This is a genomic window from Brucella pseudogrignonensis, assembly GCF_031454375.1.
GTDB lineage: Bacteria > Pseudomonadota > Alphaproteobacteria > Rhizobiales > Rhizobiaceae > Brucella > Brucella pseudogrignonensis_A.
The window spans coordinates 1-18,053 of record NZ_JAVDQT010000003.1 but is presented as its reverse complement, the minus strand read 5'-3'; the positions used below and the strand labels follow the sequence as shown (position 1 = coordinate 18,053).

The following is an 18,053-nucleotide window of genomic DNA, read 5'->3' as shown; positions in this document are numbered from 1 at the left end:
GTCCGATCAAAGCGTTAGGCGTATAGTGTCAAATTCATTCCATTACTGTCTGGCTATGGCGATAATAGCAACTCTCAAAAGGCGTTTGCGGGTATGTCGCGAAATGGTGGTAATGTCGTATTTATGACGTCTTATGACGCAAGCCTGCTTTCCATTCTCCGCTTGAACCAATACAAATATCGCCAGAGGTTTTTCATGCGCCACATGGGAGCGTGAACCGTAAGACTGGTGGTTTGTATATGTCCCGCTTTTCGTTAGCTTCTATCGTTGGCAACGCGCTATCCGGCAACAAGAACTGGAAGCCACAATGGCCCAATGCCGAGCCTAAAGCCGAATATGATGTGATCATCGTCGGCGCAGGTGGCCATGGTCTGGGTGCTGCCTATTATCTGGCCAAAGAACATGGCATCACCAATGTTGCGGTCATCGAAAAAGGCTGGCTTGGCGGCGGCAATACCGGGCGCAACACCACCATCATCCGCTCCAACTATCTCTATGATGAGAGCGCGCATCTCTACGAACATTCGATGAAGCTGTGGGAAGGCTTGAGCCAGGACCTCAACTACAACGTTATGTTCTCGCAGCGCGGCGTGATGATGCTGGCGCATACGGTGCATGATGTGCAGAGCTTCAAGCGTCACATCCATGCCAATCGCCTCAATGGCATCGACAATGAATGGCTGACGAAAGAGCAGGCGAAGGAATATTGCCCGCCGCTCGATATTTCCCCCACTGCCCGTTATCCGGTTGTTGGCGCTACGTTGCAGCGGCGCGGCGGTGTGGCTCGTCACGATGCGGTTGCGTGGGGTTATGCACGCGGCGCAACTGAGCGTGGCGTGGATATTATTCAGAACTGTCCGGTGACGGGTATCCGTCGCGATGCATCGGGCCGTGTAACGGGTGTTGAAACACCACGCGGCTTTATCAAAGCTAAGAAAGTTGCGGTGTCGGCTGCGGGCAGCACGTCGATTGTTATGGATATGGCTGGTGTGCGGATGCCACTGGAAAGCTTCCCGCTTCAGGCGCTGGTGTCTGAACCCGTGAAGCCGATTGTTCCGTGCGTTATCATGTCGAACAGTGTTCATGCCTATATCAGTCAGTCGGACAAGGGCGAGCTGGTTATTGGTTCGGGTACTGATCAGTACACGTCTTACAGCCAGCGCGGTGGTCTGCCGCTGATCGAGCATACACTGGCTGCGATCTGCGAAATCTTCCCGATTTTCACGCGTATGCGGATGCTGCGCAAATGGGGTGGTATTGTTGATGTCACGCCTGATCGCTCGCCGATCATCGGTAAGACCCCGGTGCCGGGTCTTTATGTAAATTGCGGCTGGGGTACGGGCGGCTTCAAAGCAACGCCGGGTTCGGCCAATGTCTTTGCGCACACCATCGCACGAGATGAGCCGCATTGGATCAATGCGCCGTTCACGCTTGAGCGTTTTGCGACTGGTCGCCTGATCGATGAAGCGGCTGCTGCCGCGGTTGCGCACTAAGGGAGGTTTGATATGCTTTTAATCCGTTGCCCTTATTGCGAAGTGGAACGCCCGGAACTGGAATTCGCCTATGCTGGCGAAGCGCATATCGCGCGCCCGGCTGATCCATCGACACTCACCGATGAAGAATGGCGTGATTTCCTCTTCACGCGCTCCAATCCACGCGGCACGCATTTTGAACGCTGGCGGCATATCAATGGCTGCGGTCGCTTCTTCAATGCGGTGCGCGACACGGTGAGCGACAAGTTCGTCACCACCTACAAGGCCGGTGAAGCTCGTCCTGCTTTGGCAGAAACTCCGGCTACGGAGGCAAAATAATGACCGATATGCGTTTGAATAACAAAGGCCGTGTCAATAAGGCCAAGTCCGTGCGGTTCAGCTTCAACGGCAAGACCTATTCCGGTTTTGAAGGCGACACGCTGGCCTCCGCTTTGCTCGCCAATGGCGAACATCTGGCCGGTCGCTCGTTTAAATATCACCGTCCGCGCGGCATTCTTTCTGCTGGTTCCGAAGAGCCGAATGCGCTGATGGGCGTCTCACGTGGACCGGGTCGTTACGAGCCGAACACCCGCGCGACGGTGCTGGAACTTTATGACGGTCTCAAGGCCGAAACCCAGAACCATTGGCCATCCTTGAAGCACGATGTCGGCGCGATCAATGATGCGCTCTACATGTTCTTCTCTGCAGGCTTTTACTACAAGACCTTCATGTGGCCGAAAAGCTTCTGGAACAAGGTCTATGAGCCTTTCATCCGTGGTGCTGCCGGTCTTGGTAAATCGCCATCCGAACCCGACCCGGACACCTATGCCAGCCGCTATGCTTTCTGCGACGTGCTGATCGCGGGTGGTGGACCCGCCGGTCTGGCGGCTGCTTTAGAAGCTGCAAAGAGTGGCGCAAAGGTTATTCTCGTTGACGAGCAGGCCGAATTTGGCGGCTCGCTTTTGTCCGAACCAGAGCCGGTGATCAATGGCCGTGCAAGCTGGGATTGGCTCAATGAGACCATAGCGGCCCTTAAAGCCAATCCGAATGTCACGCTTTTGCCGCGCACAACGGCGATTGGCTATTATCATCAGAACATGGTCGGCCTTTGTGAGCGCCTGACCGATCATCAGGCCAAGCCTGCTACCAATGCGCCGCGTGAACGCATGTGGCGCGTGCGTGCCAAGCAAGTGGTGCTGGCGCAGGGCGCTATCGAAAAGCCGCTGGTCTTTGCAGGCAATGACCGCCCCGGCGTGATGCTGGCGTCGAGCGCACGGACTTATCTCAATCGCTATGGCGTCAAGGTCGGCAATCAGGCTGTCGTCGTCACTTCGCATGACAGCGCATGGCTCGCGGCCTTCGATCTTGCGGTTGCAGGCGTCAAGGTTCCAGCCATCATTGATGTGCGGGCAACCGTTGCCGATAGCCTTATCAACCGCGCCAAAATGCTCGGCATTGAAACTTTGACCGGCTGGACTGTGACGGATACAGGCGGGCGCCATCGCGTGTCCTCGGTTCGCGCTAATCCGGTTTCTAACGGCTCGGTCGGTGCTGCGCGCACGATTGCCTGCGATGTGCTGCTGATGTCTGGCGGGTGGAATCCGAGTGTGCATCTTTTCTCGCACACAAAGGGCTCTCTGGTTTGGGACGAGGTGCGCCAGATTTATCTTCCGGGCGAACGCACAGAGGAAAGCCGCTGTGCCGGTGCAGGCAATGGCAATTTCGATTTGCAGGCTGCCTTGCGTGAGGGTGCGGAAGCGGGAGCTGCTGCTGCCTCTGATACAGGCCATAAGGTGAAAGCGTCCGAATATGCAGTCGCTGGTGATTTCATCTGTGACGGTGTCAGTGTTCGCGAACTGCCAACGGATCGCGATCCGGGCAAGGCCAAGGCTTTTGTCGATTTCCAGAACGATGTGACCGCCAAGGATATTCGTCTCGCTGTGCGCGAGGGCTTCCACTCTATCGAGCATGTCAAGCGCTACACCACCAACGGCATGGCGACCGATCAGGGCAAGACGTCCAACATCAACGGTTTGGCTGTTGCCGCCGATGCGCTCAAGCGCCCGACGCCGCAGGTGGGCCTTACCACGTTTCGCCCGCCTTATACGCCAACGACCTTTGGCGCTTTCTGCGGTTACAATCGCGGCAAACTGTTTGATGTCACGCGCAAGACGCCAATTGATAGCTGGGCTGAACAGCATGGCGCAGCTTTTGAGCCGGTGTCGCTTTGGCGCCGCGCATGGTATTTCCCAAAAACTGGCGAAGACATGCACCAAGCCGTGGCGCGTGAATGCCGTGCTACACGTGAATCATTGGGTATGTTCGATGCTTCGACGCTTGGGAAGATCGAAGTGGTCGGCCCGGATGCTGCGGAATTTATGAACCGCATGTACACCAACCCATGGACGAAGCTTGGGGTCGGGCGCTGCCGTTATGGTCTGCTGCTTGGCGAAGATGGCTTCATCCGCGATGACGGTGTTGTCGGACGTCTGACGCAGGATCGCTTCCATGTGACGACCACAACCGGCGGTGCCGCGCGTGTTCTCAATATGATGGAAGACTATCTCCAGACCGAATGGCCTGATCTGAAAGTCTCGCTGACCTCGACCACTGAGCAGTGGGCGGTGGTCGCAATCAATGGCCCGAATGCGCGCAAGCTCATCGAGCCAATGGTTGAAGGCCTGGATATTTCCGATGAAGCCTTCCCGCATATGTCGGTTGCAGAATGTAAATTCCTGGGCGTGCCAGCGCGTCTGTTCCGCATGAGCTTCACCGGCGAGTTGGGCTATGAAATCAACGTACCCGCCCGTTATGGTCTGTCGCTCTGGAAGGCGCTTTATGAGGCCGGTCAGCAATATGACATCACGCCTTACGGCACCGAAACCATGCACGTTCTGCGCGCGGAAAAAGGCTATATCATTGTCGGTCAGGATACGGACGGCACGGTAACGCCTGATGATGCAAGCCTTGGCTGGGCTGTTGGCAAGCAGAAGCCGGATTTCGTCGGCAAGCGCTCGCTGACCCGCCCTGATATGTTGAAATCAGACCGCAAGCATCTGGTTGGTCTTTTGACTGTCGATCCCAAACTGGTTTTGGAAGAGGGTGCGCAGATTGTTGCTGATCCGAAACAGGCTGTGCCAATGACAATGCTTGGTCATGTCACGTCTTCTTATTGGAGCGAGGCGCTTGGCCGGTCGATTGCTATGGCCGTGGTGTCAGGCGGCAAAGATCGGATGGGTGAAACGCTTTATATGCCGATGCCGGATGGCAGTGTGCATGAAGCGGTTGTTTCGGGCATGGTCTTCTATGACCCCGAAGGTAAGAAGCTGAACGGATAAGGATTGAACCATGCTTATTGAGACAAAACCTTATTCGAACCGCAAGGTCGTTATTTCCGGCCGTGTGGAGATCCACGCGGCAGAAGATGCCGCTCGTTTTATCCTGCGCATTGCTCCGGCAAAGCTTAAACAGGCTGAGAAGGCACTGGGTGCAAAAATCCCGACAAAAATCGGTGATTTGATCCGCACAGATGAGACTGCCGTAGCCTGCCTTGGTCCCGATGAATGGTATATCTGGGCAGATGAGAGCAAAAGCACGGCGATCACGCAGGCTTTCGCCATGCTTTATGAAACCGAGCCGCATAGCTTGACGGAAGTCAGCCACCGCGAAATCGGCATCGATATTTCTGGCCCAAAGGCGGAGTGGTTGCTTAATGCGGCGTCGCCGCTCAATCTTTCAGAGATGCAACATCCGGGTGCCACGCGCACCATCTTCGATCACGCCCAGATCATCTTGTTGAAATGGGATGCCGATCATTATCGCATCGAAGTTTGGAACTCGTTCGCTGATCATGTTTGGACACTGCTGGAGCAGGTCAGCAACGAAGTTTGATAGTCAGCTAATTCCTTAGAAAACGCCGCCCCACCGGGCGGCTTTTTTGTTTTCTATGATCAACTTCAGCCTTGCCTTCTATAAATCCATATGTGAAGACTATATTCACATAAGAAATTCATGAGGAGGGAATTTCCCGATGTCGGAAAGCGAACTGCCGCTAAGCGGGCTTGTCGTTGTCGATATGAGCCAGTTTCTGTCGGGGCCTTATTGCTCGTTGCGTTTGATGGATCTGGGCGCACGCGTCATCAAGATTGAACGTCCCGATGGTGGCGATCTCTCGCGCAGGCTTTATCTGAGCGATACGGAAATCGGTGGCGATTCCACGATTTTTCATGCGATCAATCGCGGCAAGGATAGCCTTGCGATTGATCTGAAAAATCCTGATGATCTGGCTGCGTTGAAGAAGCTTCTCACACAGGCCGACGTGGTCATCCAGAATTTCCGTCCCGGTGTCATCAAGCGTCTTGGCCTTGATTACGAAGCCGTTCAGCAAATCAATCCGCGTCTCGTCTATGCGTCGATCAGTGGCTATGGCGAAGAAGGACCATGGGTTGGGCGTCCGGGACAGGATTTGCTGGCGCAGGCGCGCTCAGGCCTGATGTGGCTCAATGGTGATGAAGGGCAGGGACCAGTGCCCTTCGGTCTGGCGGTTGCCGATATGCTGGCGGGGGCTGCGGCCGCGCAGGGCATTCTCGCAGCGCTGGTTCGCCGCGGCATCACCAACAAAGGTTCGCATGTCGAAACCAGCCTTCTCGAAGCGCTGGTTGATTTCCAGTTTGAAGTGCTGACCACCCACCTTAACGATGGTCGCCGCCTGCCAAAGCGTTCTGAGTTCCGCAGTGCCCATGCCTATCTCGCGGCACCCTATGGTGTCTATCCGGCAGCGGACGGTTATCTCGCAATTGCCATGATGCCGATTGCGAAACTGGCACCACTGCTTGAAACAGATACGCTTGCGCCTTTCATTGAGGATGCAAAACTGGCTTTTGCCAAGCGCGATGAAATCAAGCGGCTGATCGCTGATTGTGTTGCCAGGAAAACGGTCGATGAATGGCTCGCCATTCTGGAACCAGCCGACATCTGGTGCGCCCGCGTTCTCAACTGGGAAGAACTGCTCGCAAGCGAAGGTTTTTCAACCCTCGACATGCTCCAGACGGTGACGCGTGAAGATGATGTTTTCATCACCACTACCCGTTCCCCACTGCGTATCAACGGACAGCGCCCGAAGGTGGCACGCGCAGCACCACGCATTGGCGAGAACAGCAAAGAAATTCGCGAGGAGTTCGGTCTATGAGCACGATCAAGCTTAAAGGCATGACCTGGAGCCACCCGCGCGGCTATGATCCGATGGTTTCCGGTGCCGAACAATGGCTCGCGGATAAGGGTGTTGAGATCGAATGGGAAAAGCGGTCACTACAGGATTTCGAGACCTTTCCGGTTGAGGAACTGGCACGCAATTTCGATATGATCGTGATCGACCATCCGCATGTGGGCCAGATCACCAAGGAAGGCTGTCTGCTGCCGCTTGATGTGCCGGGTCGCGAAGCGGAATTGAAAGCGCTTGCCGATGGCTCTGTGGGCCAATCCTTCCCAAGCTATAATTGGCAGGGGCGACAATGGGCGTTTCCGCTCGATGCAGCAACACAGGTTCAGGCATGGCGTCCGGACCTGATGGATAAGCCAGCCACCTCATGGGGCGAGGTGCTGCGTCTGGCACGCGCCGGGAAAGTTCTGTTGCCACTGCGCTCTCCGCATTCGCTGATGTGCTTTTACACACTCGTTGCCAATGCCGGAACGCCTTGCGCGGTTGAAGGCGAACTGATCTCTGTTGAAGACGGCGCGAAAGCTTTTGAGCAACTGCGCGAGGTTGCTTCGCTGGTTAAGCCGGAATGTTTCGGCATGGACCCGATTGCGGTGTTTGAGGAAATGGCAAAGTCCGATTCTGAGATTGCCTGTTCACCGCTGATTTACGGCTATGTGAATTATGCCATGCCGGGCTTCCGCGAGCGTTTGATCCGCTTTGCGGATATTCCATCGGGTGCGGCAGGTGTTGCGGGTTCTGCTCTGGGCGGTACAGGCATTGCAGTTTCTGCCTTCAGCAAACATCCTGAAGCAGCAATCGACTTCGCTTATTGGATTGCAAGTGGTGACGTGCAAAAGGGCCTTTATGCGGCTTCCAACGGCCAGCCCGGCCATGCAGGTGCATGGGAAGACGATACCGTAAACAATGCAACTTTAGGCTTTTATCGCGATACGCGCGCGACGCTGGAAGGTGCATGGGTGCGTCCGCGTCACGATGGCTATATGTCGTTTCAGGAAGTAGCTTCCGAACGGATCAATAAGGGCTTGCTGGACAAGGAGAAGGCGGAAGTTGTTGTCGCCGATCTCAATAAGCTTTTCCGCGAAAGCTTCTGATCAATAATGTATGGCTGGCGAGGAACTCGCCAGCTTGATCAAATTTACAGTTTCCAGAGACGTGTTGCATTCTCACAGAGAAGCAACGCTTTTTCGTCTTCGCTGCATCCTTCAAGAAGTGCATGGGTTGTCGCTACCCATGTTGAAAGCCCGGCATCGACATTGCTCGCAAGTGTGCAAACCGGCCAGTCGCTTCCCCATACAATCCGCTCCCAGCCAAATGAACGAATCACATGCTCGACATAGGGGCGCAGCGTGTCGACGGTCCAGCTTTCGGCATCCGCGTAAGCAACGACACCGGAAATCTTGGCGACCACATTGTCGCGTTGCGCAATCTCGGTAATCCCCTTCTGCCACAATTCCAGCGCACCTGATTTGATGTCCGGAACGCCGCAATGATCGAGCACGAATTGCAGGTCCGGAGCGATATCGGCGAGCGCCAGTACCTTGTCGATCTGGTGAGGGAGTGTGCAGAGATCAAAAGTCAGGCCAGTGCCTTGGAGCCGTTTGATGTTTTCCCGGAACAAAGTGCCCTCAGAAACATCATCAGGCACAACATGCAGCACGCGACGAAAGCCTTTGATGAAGGGATTGCTGCGGCTTTGTTCCAAATATGCGGCAAAGCCTGTCTCTTCCGGGCGGCAGGATGCAATTGCACCTTTGATGAAGCCGCCATTGGCAGTTGCTATCCTCTGCACATGATCAGTCTCGGTCTGAATATTATCCGCCGCAACGTCCACTTCCATATGCAGTGCGGATTTGATTCCGCAGCGCTCGGCCTGCTGTCTGTAGGTCTGAAAAAGGAAGTCGCGGTTAAGCGCCGGAACATCGCCTAGCCATGGATAATTGAGCGCGCTTTTGTCTATCAGGTGCAGATGGGTATCGATAATCATAGAAAACTCTCCTCCGATGTCATACTTTCAAAAAAGAAGAGAGTTTTCAAATAAGAATTATCAATCTTGATTAATCTGTTGCTCCGATGTCGGAGCCAACCAGTTTTGACAGGTCTTTGACGGTCTTTTGCAACAGTGTGATTGTCTGTGTGATGTCGGGTGCAGCAGTCGAATTGACGAGCGTGACATAAGGACAAGTGAGGGCTGCAATGCATGTGCCGTCCGGTCCAAGAATCGGTGCGGAAAGATTGTAAACTCCAGCCACCTGCGCACTGGGCATCATTTCATAGCCGCGTTCGCGAATCTGATCGAGCCGCTCATAAAAGCTGTCATCAAGCTGCGCGCTTTCGCTGCCTTTCACATATTCGGCAATCATCATCTTGCGTTCTTCCGGCGAGCGGAATGCCAGCAAAGTGTGACCGGAACCCGTATCAAACAGGCTGATATGCGAACCGACGCGGATCGAAATTCCCCAGTAATCCGGGGCTTCCTGCTGCGCGATCACCACAACGGAACCGCGATCAAACACGGCAAGCTGGTTGGCCTGTTTCGAGCGATCTGCAAGTTCGCGCATGAAGGGCGTGGCGAACGACGCCAGCCTGCGCACAGGTGCATGAAGATGCGCAAGGCCAAACAGTTTCAGGGTCAGCGAATAACGGTCGCCTTCGAGTTTGGTGACATAACCACGCTTCACCAGGCGGTCGAGCATGCGGTAAAATTCATTCGGGCTACGGTCGAGATATTTGGCAATCTCGGCCTGACTCAATCCACCATCGACACTGGCCAGCAATTCGAGAATATCCAGGCCTTTGTCTAATGCGGGTGCGCGGTAGCGATCGTCTGTTTCCAAGTTTCTTCCCCTCATGAATAGCTTGCTTCATATACGAATATCTTGCGCGATGAAAGATAGGATTGCATCGAAAGCGCCTTGACCGGCTGTGAATATTATGTTTGCATATAAATACACAATTTACAATTGGGTGTGGACACGGGAGATGTCCGTCATGAGGAGGAAAGCATGAGGAATTTTACGACATCCGTGCTGGCAGGTTCTGTTCTGCTTGCACTGGGTATGGTTTCTGCGGGGGCAGCTGACCTTCCGGGCAAATTTGAAGGCGTCACCATCAATGCCAAGCTGATCGGCGGTCAGCAATATGAAGCGCTCTATTCGCGCATTGCAGAATGGGAAAAAGCGACTGGCGCCAAGGTGAATATCCTGTCGAAGAAGAATCACTTCGAGCTGGATAAGGAAATCAAATCCGACATCGCTTCGCGTTCAATCAACTGGTGTGTTGGTTCCAACCACTCGTCTTTCGCGCCGCAATATCCTGATCTCTACGCCGATCTGAATGCTTTGGTTCCGAAAGAAGAAATCGAAGGCTTTGTGCCTTCGGTGATCAAGGCTTCGACGCTCAACGACAAGCTCATCATGCTGCCGCGCGCGCAATATGACGTCTCGGCGCTCTACTATCAGAAGAGCCTCTATGAGGACGCCGCCAAGAAAGCGGCGTTCAAGGAAAAATACGCCTACGATCTCGCACCACCTAAAACATGGAAAGAAGTTTCCGATCAGGCTGTGTTCTTTGCTGATCCACCAAATTTCTACGGCACGCAGTTTGCGGGCAAGGAAGAAGCGATCAATGGCCGCTTCTATGAAATGCTGGTCGCTGAAGGCGGCGAATATCTCGACAAGGACGGCAAGCCCGCTTTCAACTCGGAAGCTGGAGCACGTGCGCTCGACTGGTTCGTCAATCTTTATAAGGCGAAGGCTGTTCCTGCCGGCACCACCAACTATCTCTGGGATGAGCTGGGCGCTGGCTTTGCATCGGGCACCATCGCACTCAATCTGGATTGGCCGGGCTGGGCGACTTATTTCAACGATCCAAAGTCCTCGAAAGTTGCCGGTAATGTCGGCGTTGCTGTTGCGCCGGAAGGTTCTGCCGGCAAGCGCACCGGCTGGTCGGGTCATCACGGCTTCTCGGTCACTGAATCCTGCGACAACAAGGATGCTGCCGCATCGCTCGTTTGGTTCCTGACCAATGAAGATTCGCAGAAGCAGGAATCGTCAGCTGGCACTTTGCCAACCCGTACCGCTGTTTGGGATTACGTGATCGAACAGGCTGCTTCTGATCCATATAAGAAGGAAGTTCTTTCGGTGTTCCAGGAAACTGCAAAGACCGCTTTCCCGGTTCCGCAGACACCATCCTGGATCGAGATTTCCAACGCTGTTTATCCTGAGCTTCAGGCAGCAATTCTTGGTGATAAGACCTCACAGCAGGCGCTTGATGATGCAGCCAAGAAGGCAACGCAGATTCTTGAGGATGCTGGCGAACTCTAATTTTGCCTTGTGATTTAAACCTGTGACTTCATGGCCCGTTCTGAATGGGGCGGGCCATTCCAAGCGCATCCCAAAAAGTGTGTAGCGGTTTTAAACAAGATGCGCGCGCTTTGATGCTGGCTTAATGACCGCTTCGGAAGAACAATGTTTAAACGAATTTCCCCGCCGGTTCTGCTTCTGCTTCCGGCCTTTATCATTCTCGCTGCGGTGGTTCTGTTTCCCCTCGCACTTTCGCTTTATTCAAGCTTCACGCCATTCCGGCTGACGCGTCCTGATAGCCTGTTCACCTTCATCGGTCTGCGCAACTATCAGCGCATCATGACCGACTGGGTGTTCTGGGCTGCATTCATTCGTACGGTGATCTTTCTCACCATCGCGCTCAATCTGGAAATGCTGCTCGGACTTGGTCTGGCGCTGCTCATCAACAAGGCCACCCACGGCCAGCGCGTTTTGCGCACATTGATGATGTTCCCGATGATGTTTTCGCCGGTGCTGGTCGGTTTCCAGTTCAAGTTTATGTTCAACGACAATATCGGTCTTGTGAACAATGCGCTGCAATCGCTGGGTATCACCGACACCGCTATTCCATGGCTGATCGACGGCAATCTGGCGCTGTTTGCCATTCTGATGGCAGAAGTCTGGATGTCGACCTCGGTATTCGCCATCCTCATTTTGGGTGGTCTTCTGTCCATGCCGCAGGATCCGGTTGAGGCCGCGCGCGTTGATGGCTGCACGCCATGGCAGACATTCCGCTATGTCATCTGGCCTTATCTGATGCCATTTGCCTTCATCGCGATGACTATTCGGTCGCTTGATGTGGCACGCGCTTATGACATCGTAAAAATCATGACCGATGGTGGTCCGGCACGCCGTACTGAGCTGATCTGGACGCTGGTCGGGCGCACAGCCTATTCGGATGCGCAGATGGGACTGGCCAATGCCATGGCCTATGTCGCGATCCTGCTTTCGATCATCTTCACCGTAATGTTCTTCCGCAAGCTTGCAGCCGCACGCGCGCAAATCGGAGCGGAGTGGTAATCATGGCTTCCAAAACACTCTCTAATGATCAGCATCGCCTGCTGCGTCGCGTTAAGAAAGTCGCGTACCTCATCGGTCTGTTTCTCGCGATGACGATCATCTGCCTGCCTGGTCTGTGGATCGTGCTGTCCTCGCTGCGCCCGCCGGTTGAAATCATGGCAAAGCCGCCAGTCTGGATTCCGCAGGAAATCACGCTTGATGCCTATTATGCGATGTTCTCGGGTGCAGGTGGTGGCGGTATTCCGGTCTGGGATTATTTCCGCAACTCGCTGATTATCTCGGTGACATCCACCATTATTGCGCTGGTCGTCGGCGTTTCGGGTGGCTATGCCTTTGCGCGCTTCCGCTTCTGGGGCAAGTCAACGACGTTCCTCGGTCTCATGCTGACGCGTTCGGTGCCGGGGATTGCGTTGTCGCTGCCGCTGTTCATGCTCTATTCGCGCATCGGCATTATCGACACCCATTTCGGTCTGATCGTCACTTATGTGGCGCTTAATGTGCCATTCACGATCTGGCTGATCGACGGCTTCTTCCGTCAGGTGCCGAAGGATCTGGCGGAAGCAGCCCAGATTGACGGCTGCACGCGCTGGCAGGCTTTTTGGCAGGTGGAGTTTCCGCTGGCTGGTCCCGGCATTGCCACCGCAGGCATCTTCGCCTTCCTCACCTCATGGAACGAATATGCGCTGGCTTCCCAGCTGACCCGCTCGGTCAATTCCAAGACCCTTCCTGTCGGTCTTCTCGATTACACCGCTGAATTCACCATCGACTGGCGTGGCATGTGCGCGCTGGCGGTCGTGATGATTATTCCGGCGCTGACCCTCACATTCATCGTTCAGAAGCATCTTGTTGCTGGTCTGACGTTCGGCGCGGTTAAAGGTTGATATTACAATGGCTCAGCTTTCCATTAAAAATCTCGTTAAGCGTTATGGCACTGTCGAAGTGGTGCATGGCATCAATCTCGAAATCGCCGACAAGGAATTTGTAGCGCTTGTTGGCCCGTCCGGTTGTGGCAAGTCCACGACGCTGCGCATGATCGCAGGTCTTGAAAGCATTTCCGACGGTGCGCTGGAAATCGGCGGCAAAGTGGTCAACGATCTGCCGCCGCGTGATCGCAATATCTCGATGGTGTTCCAATCCTATGCGCTTTATCCGCATATGTCGGTGCGCGAGAACATGGGTTTCTCGCTTAAAATCGCCAAGCAGCCACAGGCGGAAATCGACCGTCGCGTCAATGAAGCCTCCGCCATTCTCGGCCTCGAAGCCTTGATGGAACGCCGCCCGGCACAGCTTTCAGGCGGCCAACGCCAGCGCGTTGCCATGGGGCGCGCCATCGTGCGCAATCCGGAAGTGTTTTTGTTTGACGAACCGCTTTCCAACCTTGATGCGAAGCTGCGCACGCAGATGCGCACCGAGATCAAGAAGCTTCACGCCAAGGTGCAGTCTACCGTCGTTTACGTGACGCATGATCAGGTTGAGGCTATGACACTGGCCGACCGCATTGTCATCATGCGTGACGGCCATATTGAACAGGTCGGAACACCGGATGAAGTGTTCAAGCGCCCCGATACGCAGTTTGTCGCTGGCTTTATCGGCTCGCCGCCGATGAATATGGCCGAGGCAACCGTGCAGGGTTCGGAACTGGTCTTTGCCAGTGGCGACCGTCTGCCAGTGCCTGCACAGTTCAAAGCTAAGGTGACGGATGGTGCCAAGGTGACATTCGGTTTGCGTCCGGATGATCTTTTCCCGACCGGTCATGGCCTGTCGTCGGGTGATGCCGGAACATCGCATGAGCAGGACATGACTGTTGCGATCACAGAGCCGCTTGGCAATGAAACGCTGGTCTTTGTCGAATTTGCAGGCAAGGAATGGGTGGCGCGTATGCTCAACCCGCGTCACCTCAATTCCGGTGAAGCGATTTCCATGCATTTTGATCTGTCGCAGGCGCATCTGTTTGATGCGGCGAGCGGCAAGAGCTTGGCGGTATAGTCATGGCACGCATTGAAAAAGTCGAACTGCGCATGGTTGACCTTCCGCCGAAGGTCAAACGCACGGATGCGATCCAGAGCTTTGTCAGTCAGGAAACACCGATTGTCACTATCACCGACAGTGATGGTGCAGTGGGTACGGGCTATAGTTACACCATCGGCACTGGCGGCTCGTCCGTCATGCGCTTGTTGAACGACCATCTGGTGCCGCTTATCCTGAATGAGGATGCAGATTGCATCGAAGCGATCTGGCGCAAGCTCGAATTTGCGACCCACGCCACAACCATTGGCGCGATCACCGCTTTGGCGCTTGCTGCCATCGATACAGCTCTTTGGGATTTGCGTGCGAAAAAGCAGAACTTGCCACTCTGGAAACTCGCAGGCGGTGCCAAAGATCGTTGTCCGCTTTACACGACCGAAGGCGGCTGGCTGCATATCGAGAAAGAAGCGCTGGTCGAGGATGCTCTAGCCGCCAAAGCCAAGGGGTTCTCCGGCTCCAAGGTGAAGATCGGCAAGCCACATGGTTCGGAAGATTATGCGCGTCTTTCGGCGGTTCGTGCAGCCGTGGGTGATGGCTTTGAAATCATGACCGACTGCAATCAGGGCTTCACGGTGGATGAAGCGATCCGCCGTGCAGAGCGTCTGAAAGAACTTGATCTGGCATGGATTGAAGAGCCGCTTCCGGCTGATGATCTTGATGGCCATATCCGCCTGACGCGCTCGACACCAACGCCGATTGCGGTGGGTGAATCGATATATTCGATCCGCCATTTCCGTGAATATATGCAGAAGGGCGCTTGCTCTATCGTGCAGGTGGATGTGGCGCGTATCGGGGGTATCACACCGTGGCTGAAAGTGGCACATGCCGCAGAAGCCTTCGACATTCCGGTTTGCCCGCACTTCCTGATGGAACTGCATGTCAGCCTCACCTGTGCCGTGCAGAACGGGCGCTATGTCGAATATATTCCGCAGCTTGATGATCTGACCACCAAGGGCATGGAAATTCGCGATGGCCACGCCATTGCGCCATCCGAGCCGGGCATTGGTATTTCGTGGGATTGGGATGCCGTGCGCACGCGGTCCGTTTCTGAATTTACCCGCGAGATCGTGAGGTCGTGATGGCTGACAGAATGGGGATGGTGATCGGGCTGAAGCCTGAGAAGATCGCAGAATATAAGAAGCTGCACGCGAACGTGTGGCCGGAAATTCTCTCACTCATTTCCGAGTGCAACATTACCAATTACACGATTTTTCTCAAAGAGCCGGAAAACCTGCTGTTTGGCACATGGGACTATCTCGGTACGGACTTTGAAGCCGATATGAAGAAAATGGCCGATAATCCTAAAAATCAGGAATGGTGGTCGGTCTGTATGCCATGCCAGAAGCCTCTCGAAACTCGCAAAGAAGGAGAGTGGTGGGCGATGATGGAGGAGGTTTTCCATCATGACTGAGGTCTTTGATCCCAAAAGCTTGCGCCAGTGGTGGGCGAAGCCCTCCAAGCCGAAGCCCATAGTGATTTTCGGCGCGGGCAGCATTGTCGGCGACGCACATCTGCCAGCCTATAAGCAGGGCGGTTTTCCAGTTGCTGGCATTTTCGATCCCAATTTCGAGAAAGCATCGGCACTTGCTGACCAATGGGGCGTAAAAGCTTTCGCAAACTTGCAAGAGGCGCTTGCCGTTGAAGGCGCGATCTTCGATATGGCAACGCCGCCGTCAGCCCATGCCTCGATCCTTTCACAATTGCCGGAAGGTTCTGCGTGTCTCATCCAAAAGCCGATGGGCAGCGATCTTGCCGCAGCAACGGAAATTCTGAAAACCTGCCGTGCGCGCAATCTCAAAGCTGCGGTGAATTTCCAGTTGCGTTTCGCGCCGATGATGCTCGCTCTTTACGACGCCGTCGATAAGGGCTTGCTTGGTGAAGTGGTGGATTTCGATGCATGGCTGGCACTTGCTACCCCTTGGGGGCTGTGGCCGTTCCTCAAAGGCCTGCCACGCATCGAGATCGCCATGCACTCGATCCATTATCTGGATTTTGTGCGCGGTCTGCTCGGCAATCCGCAAGGCGTTCACGCCAAGACCATTGGCCATCCACACCACGAGGTCGCCCAGACCCGCACGGCTGCGATTCTTGATTATGGCAACCGCGTGCGCTGTGCTTTGTCGATCAATCACGACCATGATTTTGGCCGCAAGTTTCAGGCTTGCGAGTTCCGTATCTGCGGGACTGAAGGCGCTGCCTATGTGAAACTTGGCGTCAATCTCGACTATCCACGCGGCGAACCGGACGAGCTCTGGATCAAGCCAAAGGGCGGGGACGACTGGGTGCAGGTAGAGCTTCAAGGCGCGTGGTTTCCGGACGCATTCTTAAACCGCATGGCGCAGTTGCAGAGTTTCGCCACTGGTGAAGATGCAGAACTGATCGGCTCGGTCGAAGATGCGTGGCACACCATGGCGCTGGTCGAAGCGGCCTATCAGTCAAGCGCTGCGCCCGCCACGCCGCTCGCTGCAAAACCGGAGTTCTGATCATGTCTGAACAGACGATCTATTTTGAAGACTATGAATTGGGCCATCAGCGCATAACCTATGGCCGCACGATCACCGAAACGGATTTCGTGGTCCACGCCGGTCATACAGGAGATTTCTTTCCGCACCACATGGATACGGAATTTGCAAAGACCTTGCCGGGCGGTCAGCGCATTGCGCATGGCACGATGGTCTTTGCAATCGGCGTCGGCCTGACTGCGACGCTGATTAACCCTGTTGCGTTTTCCTATGGCTATGACCGCCTTCGGTTCGTGCGTCCGGTGCATATTGGCGATACGATCCGCACGCGCGTGACGATCAGCGCAAAGGAAGATGACCCGAAACGGACAAATATGGGCCGCGTTACCGAGCGGTGCGAAGTGCTTAATCAGCGGGACGAAGTGGTGCTGGCTTGCGACCACATCCTGCTTGTTGAACGGAAGGCATGACTATGACGATACGATTTGATGGAAAAACAGCGCTGATCACAGCGGCTGCTCAGGGCATTGGCCGTGCGAGTGCGCTGGCTTTTGCGGAAGCAGGCGCGAAGGTCTATGCGACCGATATCAACGAAGCAGCGCTGAAAGAACTCGAAGGCGTTTCTGGCATCATCACCCGCAAGCTCAACGTGCTTGACGAGGCAGAAGTCAAAGCGCTCGTTGCCGAGATCGGTCAGGTCGATATCCTGTTCAACTGCGCAGGCGTTGTCCATGGCGGTTCGATTTTGGAAATGAAGGACGAAGACCTCGACTTCGCCGTCAATCTCAACGTCAAGGCGATGATCCGCACTATTCAGGCTGTGCTGCCGGGCATGCTGGAACGCAATGACGGCGCGATCGTCAATATGGCGTCGGTTGCTTCAAGCGTTAAAGGTGTTCCGAACCGCTTTGCCTATGGTGTAACCAAGGCCGCTGTTATCGGCCTCACCAAGGCTGTTGCTGCTGATTATGTTGCCAAGGGCGTCCGCTGCAACGCCATCTGCCCCGGTACGGTTGAAAGCCCGTCGCTTCAGGATCGCCTGCGTGCGCAGGGCGATTATGAAGAGCAGCGTGCAGCCTTCATCGCGCGTCAGCCTATTGGCCGTATCGGTCAGCCGGAAGAAATCGCCGACCTCGCGGTCTATCTCGCGGGTGCCACTTACACGACCGGTCAGGCGTACAACATCGATGGTGGCTGGACGATCTAGAGCTATCGCTATTCAGGCTCTGGCGGCCTGCAAACGGTATTCTTCTGCGCTTGCCTAGGCTCATGTACCTTAAAGTACATTCCGCTCCGGTTCTCGAAAAACACCATTTTCGGCACGCCATAACTTGAATTTCGACAGCTCTAGGCGTTCCACCGCCACCAGTTCTATCCCCACAAGGAGTAATCTCATGAAATTTCTTCGCTATGGCGAAACAGGTCAGGAAAAGCCGGGCCTTCTCGATGCAGACGGCAATATCCGTGATCTTTCCGCGCATGTCAGCGATCTGTCGGGTGCCGTTCTCAGCCCTGA

At 54.9% G+C, this 18,053-nt stretch carries 17 protein-coding genes and 1 pseudogene; 16 read left to right on the top strand and 2 right to left on the bottom strand.

Annotated elements, in window-relative coordinates; genetic code table 11:
* Positions 1 to 239 precede the first annotated feature (239 nt).
* The 6 genes from J2782_RS10955 (at position 240) to J2782_RS10930 (ending at position 7,781) form a co-directional block, all read left to right on the top strand.
* A complete protein-coding gene (locus J2782_RS10955; RefSeq protein ID WP_310012373.1) occupies positions 240 to 1,493 on the top strand; it encodes a sarcosine oxidase subunit beta family protein in 1,254 nt (417 codons plus the stop codon).
* A gap of 12 nt (positions 1,494 to 1,505) precedes the next feature.
* Positions 1,506 to 1,811, top strand: coding sequence for a sarcosine oxidase subunit delta (locus J2782_RS10950; protein WP_310012365.1), 306 nt, complete (start codon positions 1,506 to 1,508; stop codon positions 1,809 to 1,811).
* A complete protein-coding gene (locus tag J2782_RS10945; protein WP_310012363.1) occupies positions 1,811 to 4,810 on the top strand; it encodes a sarcosine oxidase subunit alpha in 3,000 nt (999 codons plus the stop codon). Before J2782_RS10950 ends, J2782_RS10945 begins: the two co-directional genes overlap by 1 nt.
* A 10-nt stretch (positions 4,811 to 4,820) precedes the next feature.
* The gene (locus J2782_RS10940; RefSeq protein WP_310012360.1) at positions 4,821 to 5,363 is read left to right on the top strand and encodes a sarcosine oxidase subunit gamma; all 543 of its coding nucleotides are present in this window, start codon (positions 4,821 to 4,823) and stop codon (positions 5,361 to 5,363) included.
* A gap of 139 nt (positions 5,364 to 5,502) precedes the next feature.
* Positions 5,503 to 6,660: a CaiB/BaiF CoA transferase family protein gene (locus tag J2782_RS10935; protein WP_310012356.1), complete on the top strand. Its 1,158-nt coding sequence runs from the start codon at positions 5,503 to 5,505 to the stop codon at positions 6,658 to 6,660.
* Positions 6,657 to 7,781: an extracellular solute-binding protein gene (locus J2782_RS10930; protein ID WP_310012354.1), complete on the top strand. Its 1,125-nt coding sequence runs from the start codon at positions 6,657 to 6,659 to the stop codon at positions 7,779 to 7,781. Before J2782_RS10935 ends, J2782_RS10930 begins: the two co-directional genes overlap by 4 nt.
* A gap of 44 nt (positions 7,782 to 7,825) precedes the next feature.
* On the opposite strand, the gene J2782_RS10925 is transcribed toward J2782_RS10930, so the two are convergent.
* Both J2782_RS10925 and J2782_RS10920 read right to left on the bottom strand, forming a co-directional pair.
* Positions 7,826 to 8,674, bottom strand: a complete 849-nt coding sequence (locus J2782_RS10925) for an amidohydrolase family protein (protein ID WP_310012351.1) — start codon at positions 8,672 to 8,674, stop codon at positions 7,826 to 7,828.
* A gap of 70 nt (positions 8,675 to 8,744) precedes the next feature.
* Entirely contained in the window at positions 8,745 to 9,539 is a 795-nt protein-coding gene (locus J2782_RS10920) for an IclR family transcriptional regulator (RefSeq protein ID WP_310012349.1), read from the bottom strand.
* A 153-nt stretch (positions 9,540 to 9,692) separates the two neighbouring features.
* Between J2782_RS10920 and J2782_RS10915 the strand changes: the two genes are divergently transcribed.
* The 10 genes and pseudogenes from J2782_RS10915 to J2782_RS10870 all read left to right on the top strand — a co-directional run.
* Entirely contained in the window at positions 9,693 to 11,012 is a 1,320-nt protein-coding gene (locus tag J2782_RS10915) for a type 2 periplasmic-binding domain-containing protein (RefSeq protein WP_310012344.1), read from the top strand.
* Positions 11,013 to 11,156: 144 nt separating this feature from the next.
* A complete protein-coding gene (locus J2782_RS10910) occupies positions 11,157 to 12,050 on the top strand; it encodes a carbohydrate ABC transporter permease (protein ID WP_310012341.1) in 894 nt (297 codons plus the stop codon).
* Between the two features lie 2 nt (positions 12,051 to 12,052).
* The gene (locus J2782_RS10905) at positions 12,053 to 12,931 is read left to right on the top strand and encodes a carbohydrate ABC transporter permease (RefSeq protein ID WP_310012340.1); all 879 of its coding nucleotides are present in this window, start codon (positions 12,053 to 12,055) and stop codon (positions 12,929 to 12,931) included.
* Between the two features lie 7 nt (positions 12,932 to 12,938).
* Positions 12,939 to 14,036 carry an ABC transporter ATP-binding protein gene (locus J2782_RS10900; RefSeq protein WP_310012338.1) on the top strand — a complete coding sequence of 366 codons (1,098 nt, stop codon included), beginning with the start codon at positions 12,939 to 12,941 and terminating at the stop codon, positions 14,034 to 14,036.
* 2 nt (positions 14,037 to 14,038) lie between these two features.
* On the top strand, positions 14,039 to 15,154 hold the full coding sequence (locus J2782_RS10895; protein WP_310012337.1) for a mandelate racemase/muconate lactonizing enzyme family protein: 1,116 nt from the start codon (positions 14,039 to 14,041) through the stop codon (positions 15,152 to 15,154).
* A complete protein-coding gene (locus J2782_RS10890; RefSeq protein WP_310012335.1) occupies positions 15,154 to 15,486 on the top strand; it encodes an L-rhamnose mutarotase in 333 nt (110 codons plus the stop codon). Before J2782_RS10895 ends, J2782_RS10890 begins: the two co-directional genes overlap by 1 nt.
* Positions 15,479 to 16,558, top strand: coding sequence for a Gfo/Idh/MocA family protein (locus J2782_RS10885; RefSeq protein ID WP_310012334.1), 1,080 nt, complete (start codon positions 15,479 to 15,481; stop codon positions 16,556 to 16,558). Before J2782_RS10890 ends, J2782_RS10885 begins: the two co-directional genes overlap by 8 nt.
* A 2-nt stretch (positions 16,559 to 16,560) precedes the next feature.
* Positions 16,561 to 17,007, top strand: a complete 447-nt coding sequence (locus J2782_RS10880; RefSeq protein ID WP_310012332.1) for a MaoC family dehydratase — start codon at positions 16,561 to 16,563, stop codon at positions 17,005 to 17,007.
* 2 nt (positions 17,008 to 17,009) lie between these two features.
* The gene (locus J2782_RS10875; RefSeq protein WP_310012329.1) at positions 17,010 to 17,744 is read left to right on the top strand and encodes an SDR family oxidoreductase; all 735 of its coding nucleotides are present in this window, start codon (positions 17,010 to 17,012) and stop codon (positions 17,742 to 17,744) included.
* A 187-nt stretch (positions 17,745 to 17,931) separates the two neighbouring features.
* Positions 17,932 to 18,053, top strand: a pseudogene (locus J2782_RS10870) (2-hydroxyhepta-2,4-diene-1,7-dioate isomerase); the annotation flags it as partial.

What these genes read in the sequence shown, in the direction of transcription:
- J2782_RS10955 (WP_310012373.1), top strand. Translation starts at nt 240, where the DNA reads ATGTCCCGCTTTTCGTTAGCTTCTATCGTTGGCAACGCGCTATCCGGC.
- J2782_RS10875 (WP_310012329.1), top strand. Translation starts at nt 17,010, where the DNA reads ATGACGATACGATTTGATGGAAAAACAGCGCTGATCACAGCGGCTGCT.
- J2782_RS10890 (WP_310012335.1), top strand. Translation starts at nt 15,154, where the DNA reads ATGGCTGACAGAATGGGGATGGTGATCGGGCTGAAGCCTGAGAAGATC.
- J2782_RS10905 (WP_310012340.1), top strand. Translation starts at nt 12,053, where the DNA reads ATGGCTTCCAAAACACTCTCTAATGATCAGCATCGCCTGCTGCGTCGC.
- J2782_RS10915 (WP_310012344.1), top strand. Translation starts at nt 9,693, where the DNA reads ATGAGGAATTTTACGACATCCGTGCTGGCAGGTTCTGTTCTGCTTGCA.
- J2782_RS10895 (WP_310012337.1), top strand. Translation starts at nt 14,039, where the DNA reads ATGGCACGCATTGAAAAAGTCGAACTGCGCATGGTTGACCTTCCGCCG.
- J2782_RS10930 (WP_310012354.1), top strand. Translation starts at nt 6,657, where the DNA reads ATGAGCACGATCAAGCTTAAAGGCATGACCTGGAGCCACCCGCGCGGC.
- J2782_RS10925 (WP_310012351.1), bottom strand. Translation starts at nt 8,674, where the DNA reads ATGATTATCGATACCCATCTGCACCTGATAGACAAAAGCGCGCTCAAT.
- J2782_RS10920 (WP_310012349.1), bottom strand. Translation starts at nt 9,539, where the DNA reads ATGAGGGGAAGAAACTTGGAAACAGACGATCGCTACCGCGCACCCGCA.
- J2782_RS10940 (WP_310012360.1), top strand. Translation starts at nt 4,821, where the DNA reads ATGCTTATTGAGACAAAACCTTATTCGAACCGCAAGGTCGTTATTTCC.
- J2782_RS10910 (WP_310012341.1), top strand. Translation starts at nt 11,157, where the DNA reads ATGTTTAAACGAATTTCCCCGCCGGTTCTGCTTCTGCTTCCGGCCTTT.
- J2782_RS10950 (WP_310012365.1), top strand. Translation starts at nt 1,506, where the DNA reads ATGCTTTTAATCCGTTGCCCTTATTGCGAAGTGGAACGCCCGGAACTG.
- J2782_RS10935 (WP_310012356.1), top strand. Translation starts at nt 5,503, where the DNA reads ATGTCGGAAAGCGAACTGCCGCTAAGCGGGCTTGTCGTTGTCGATATG.
- J2782_RS10885 (WP_310012334.1), top strand. Translation starts at nt 15,479, where the DNA reads ATGACTGAGGTCTTTGATCCCAAAAGCTTGCGCCAGTGGTGGGCGAAG.
- J2782_RS10900 (WP_310012338.1), top strand. Translation starts at nt 12,939, where the DNA reads ATGGCTCAGCTTTCCATTAAAAATCTCGTTAAGCGTTATGGCACTGTC.
- J2782_RS10945 (WP_310012363.1), top strand. Translation starts at nt 1,811, where the DNA reads ATGACCGATATGCGTTTGAATAACAAAGGCCGTGTCAATAAGGCCAAG.
- J2782_RS10880 (WP_310012332.1), top strand. Translation starts at nt 16,561, where the DNA reads ATGTCTGAACAGACGATCTATTTTGAAGACTATGAATTGGGCCATCAG.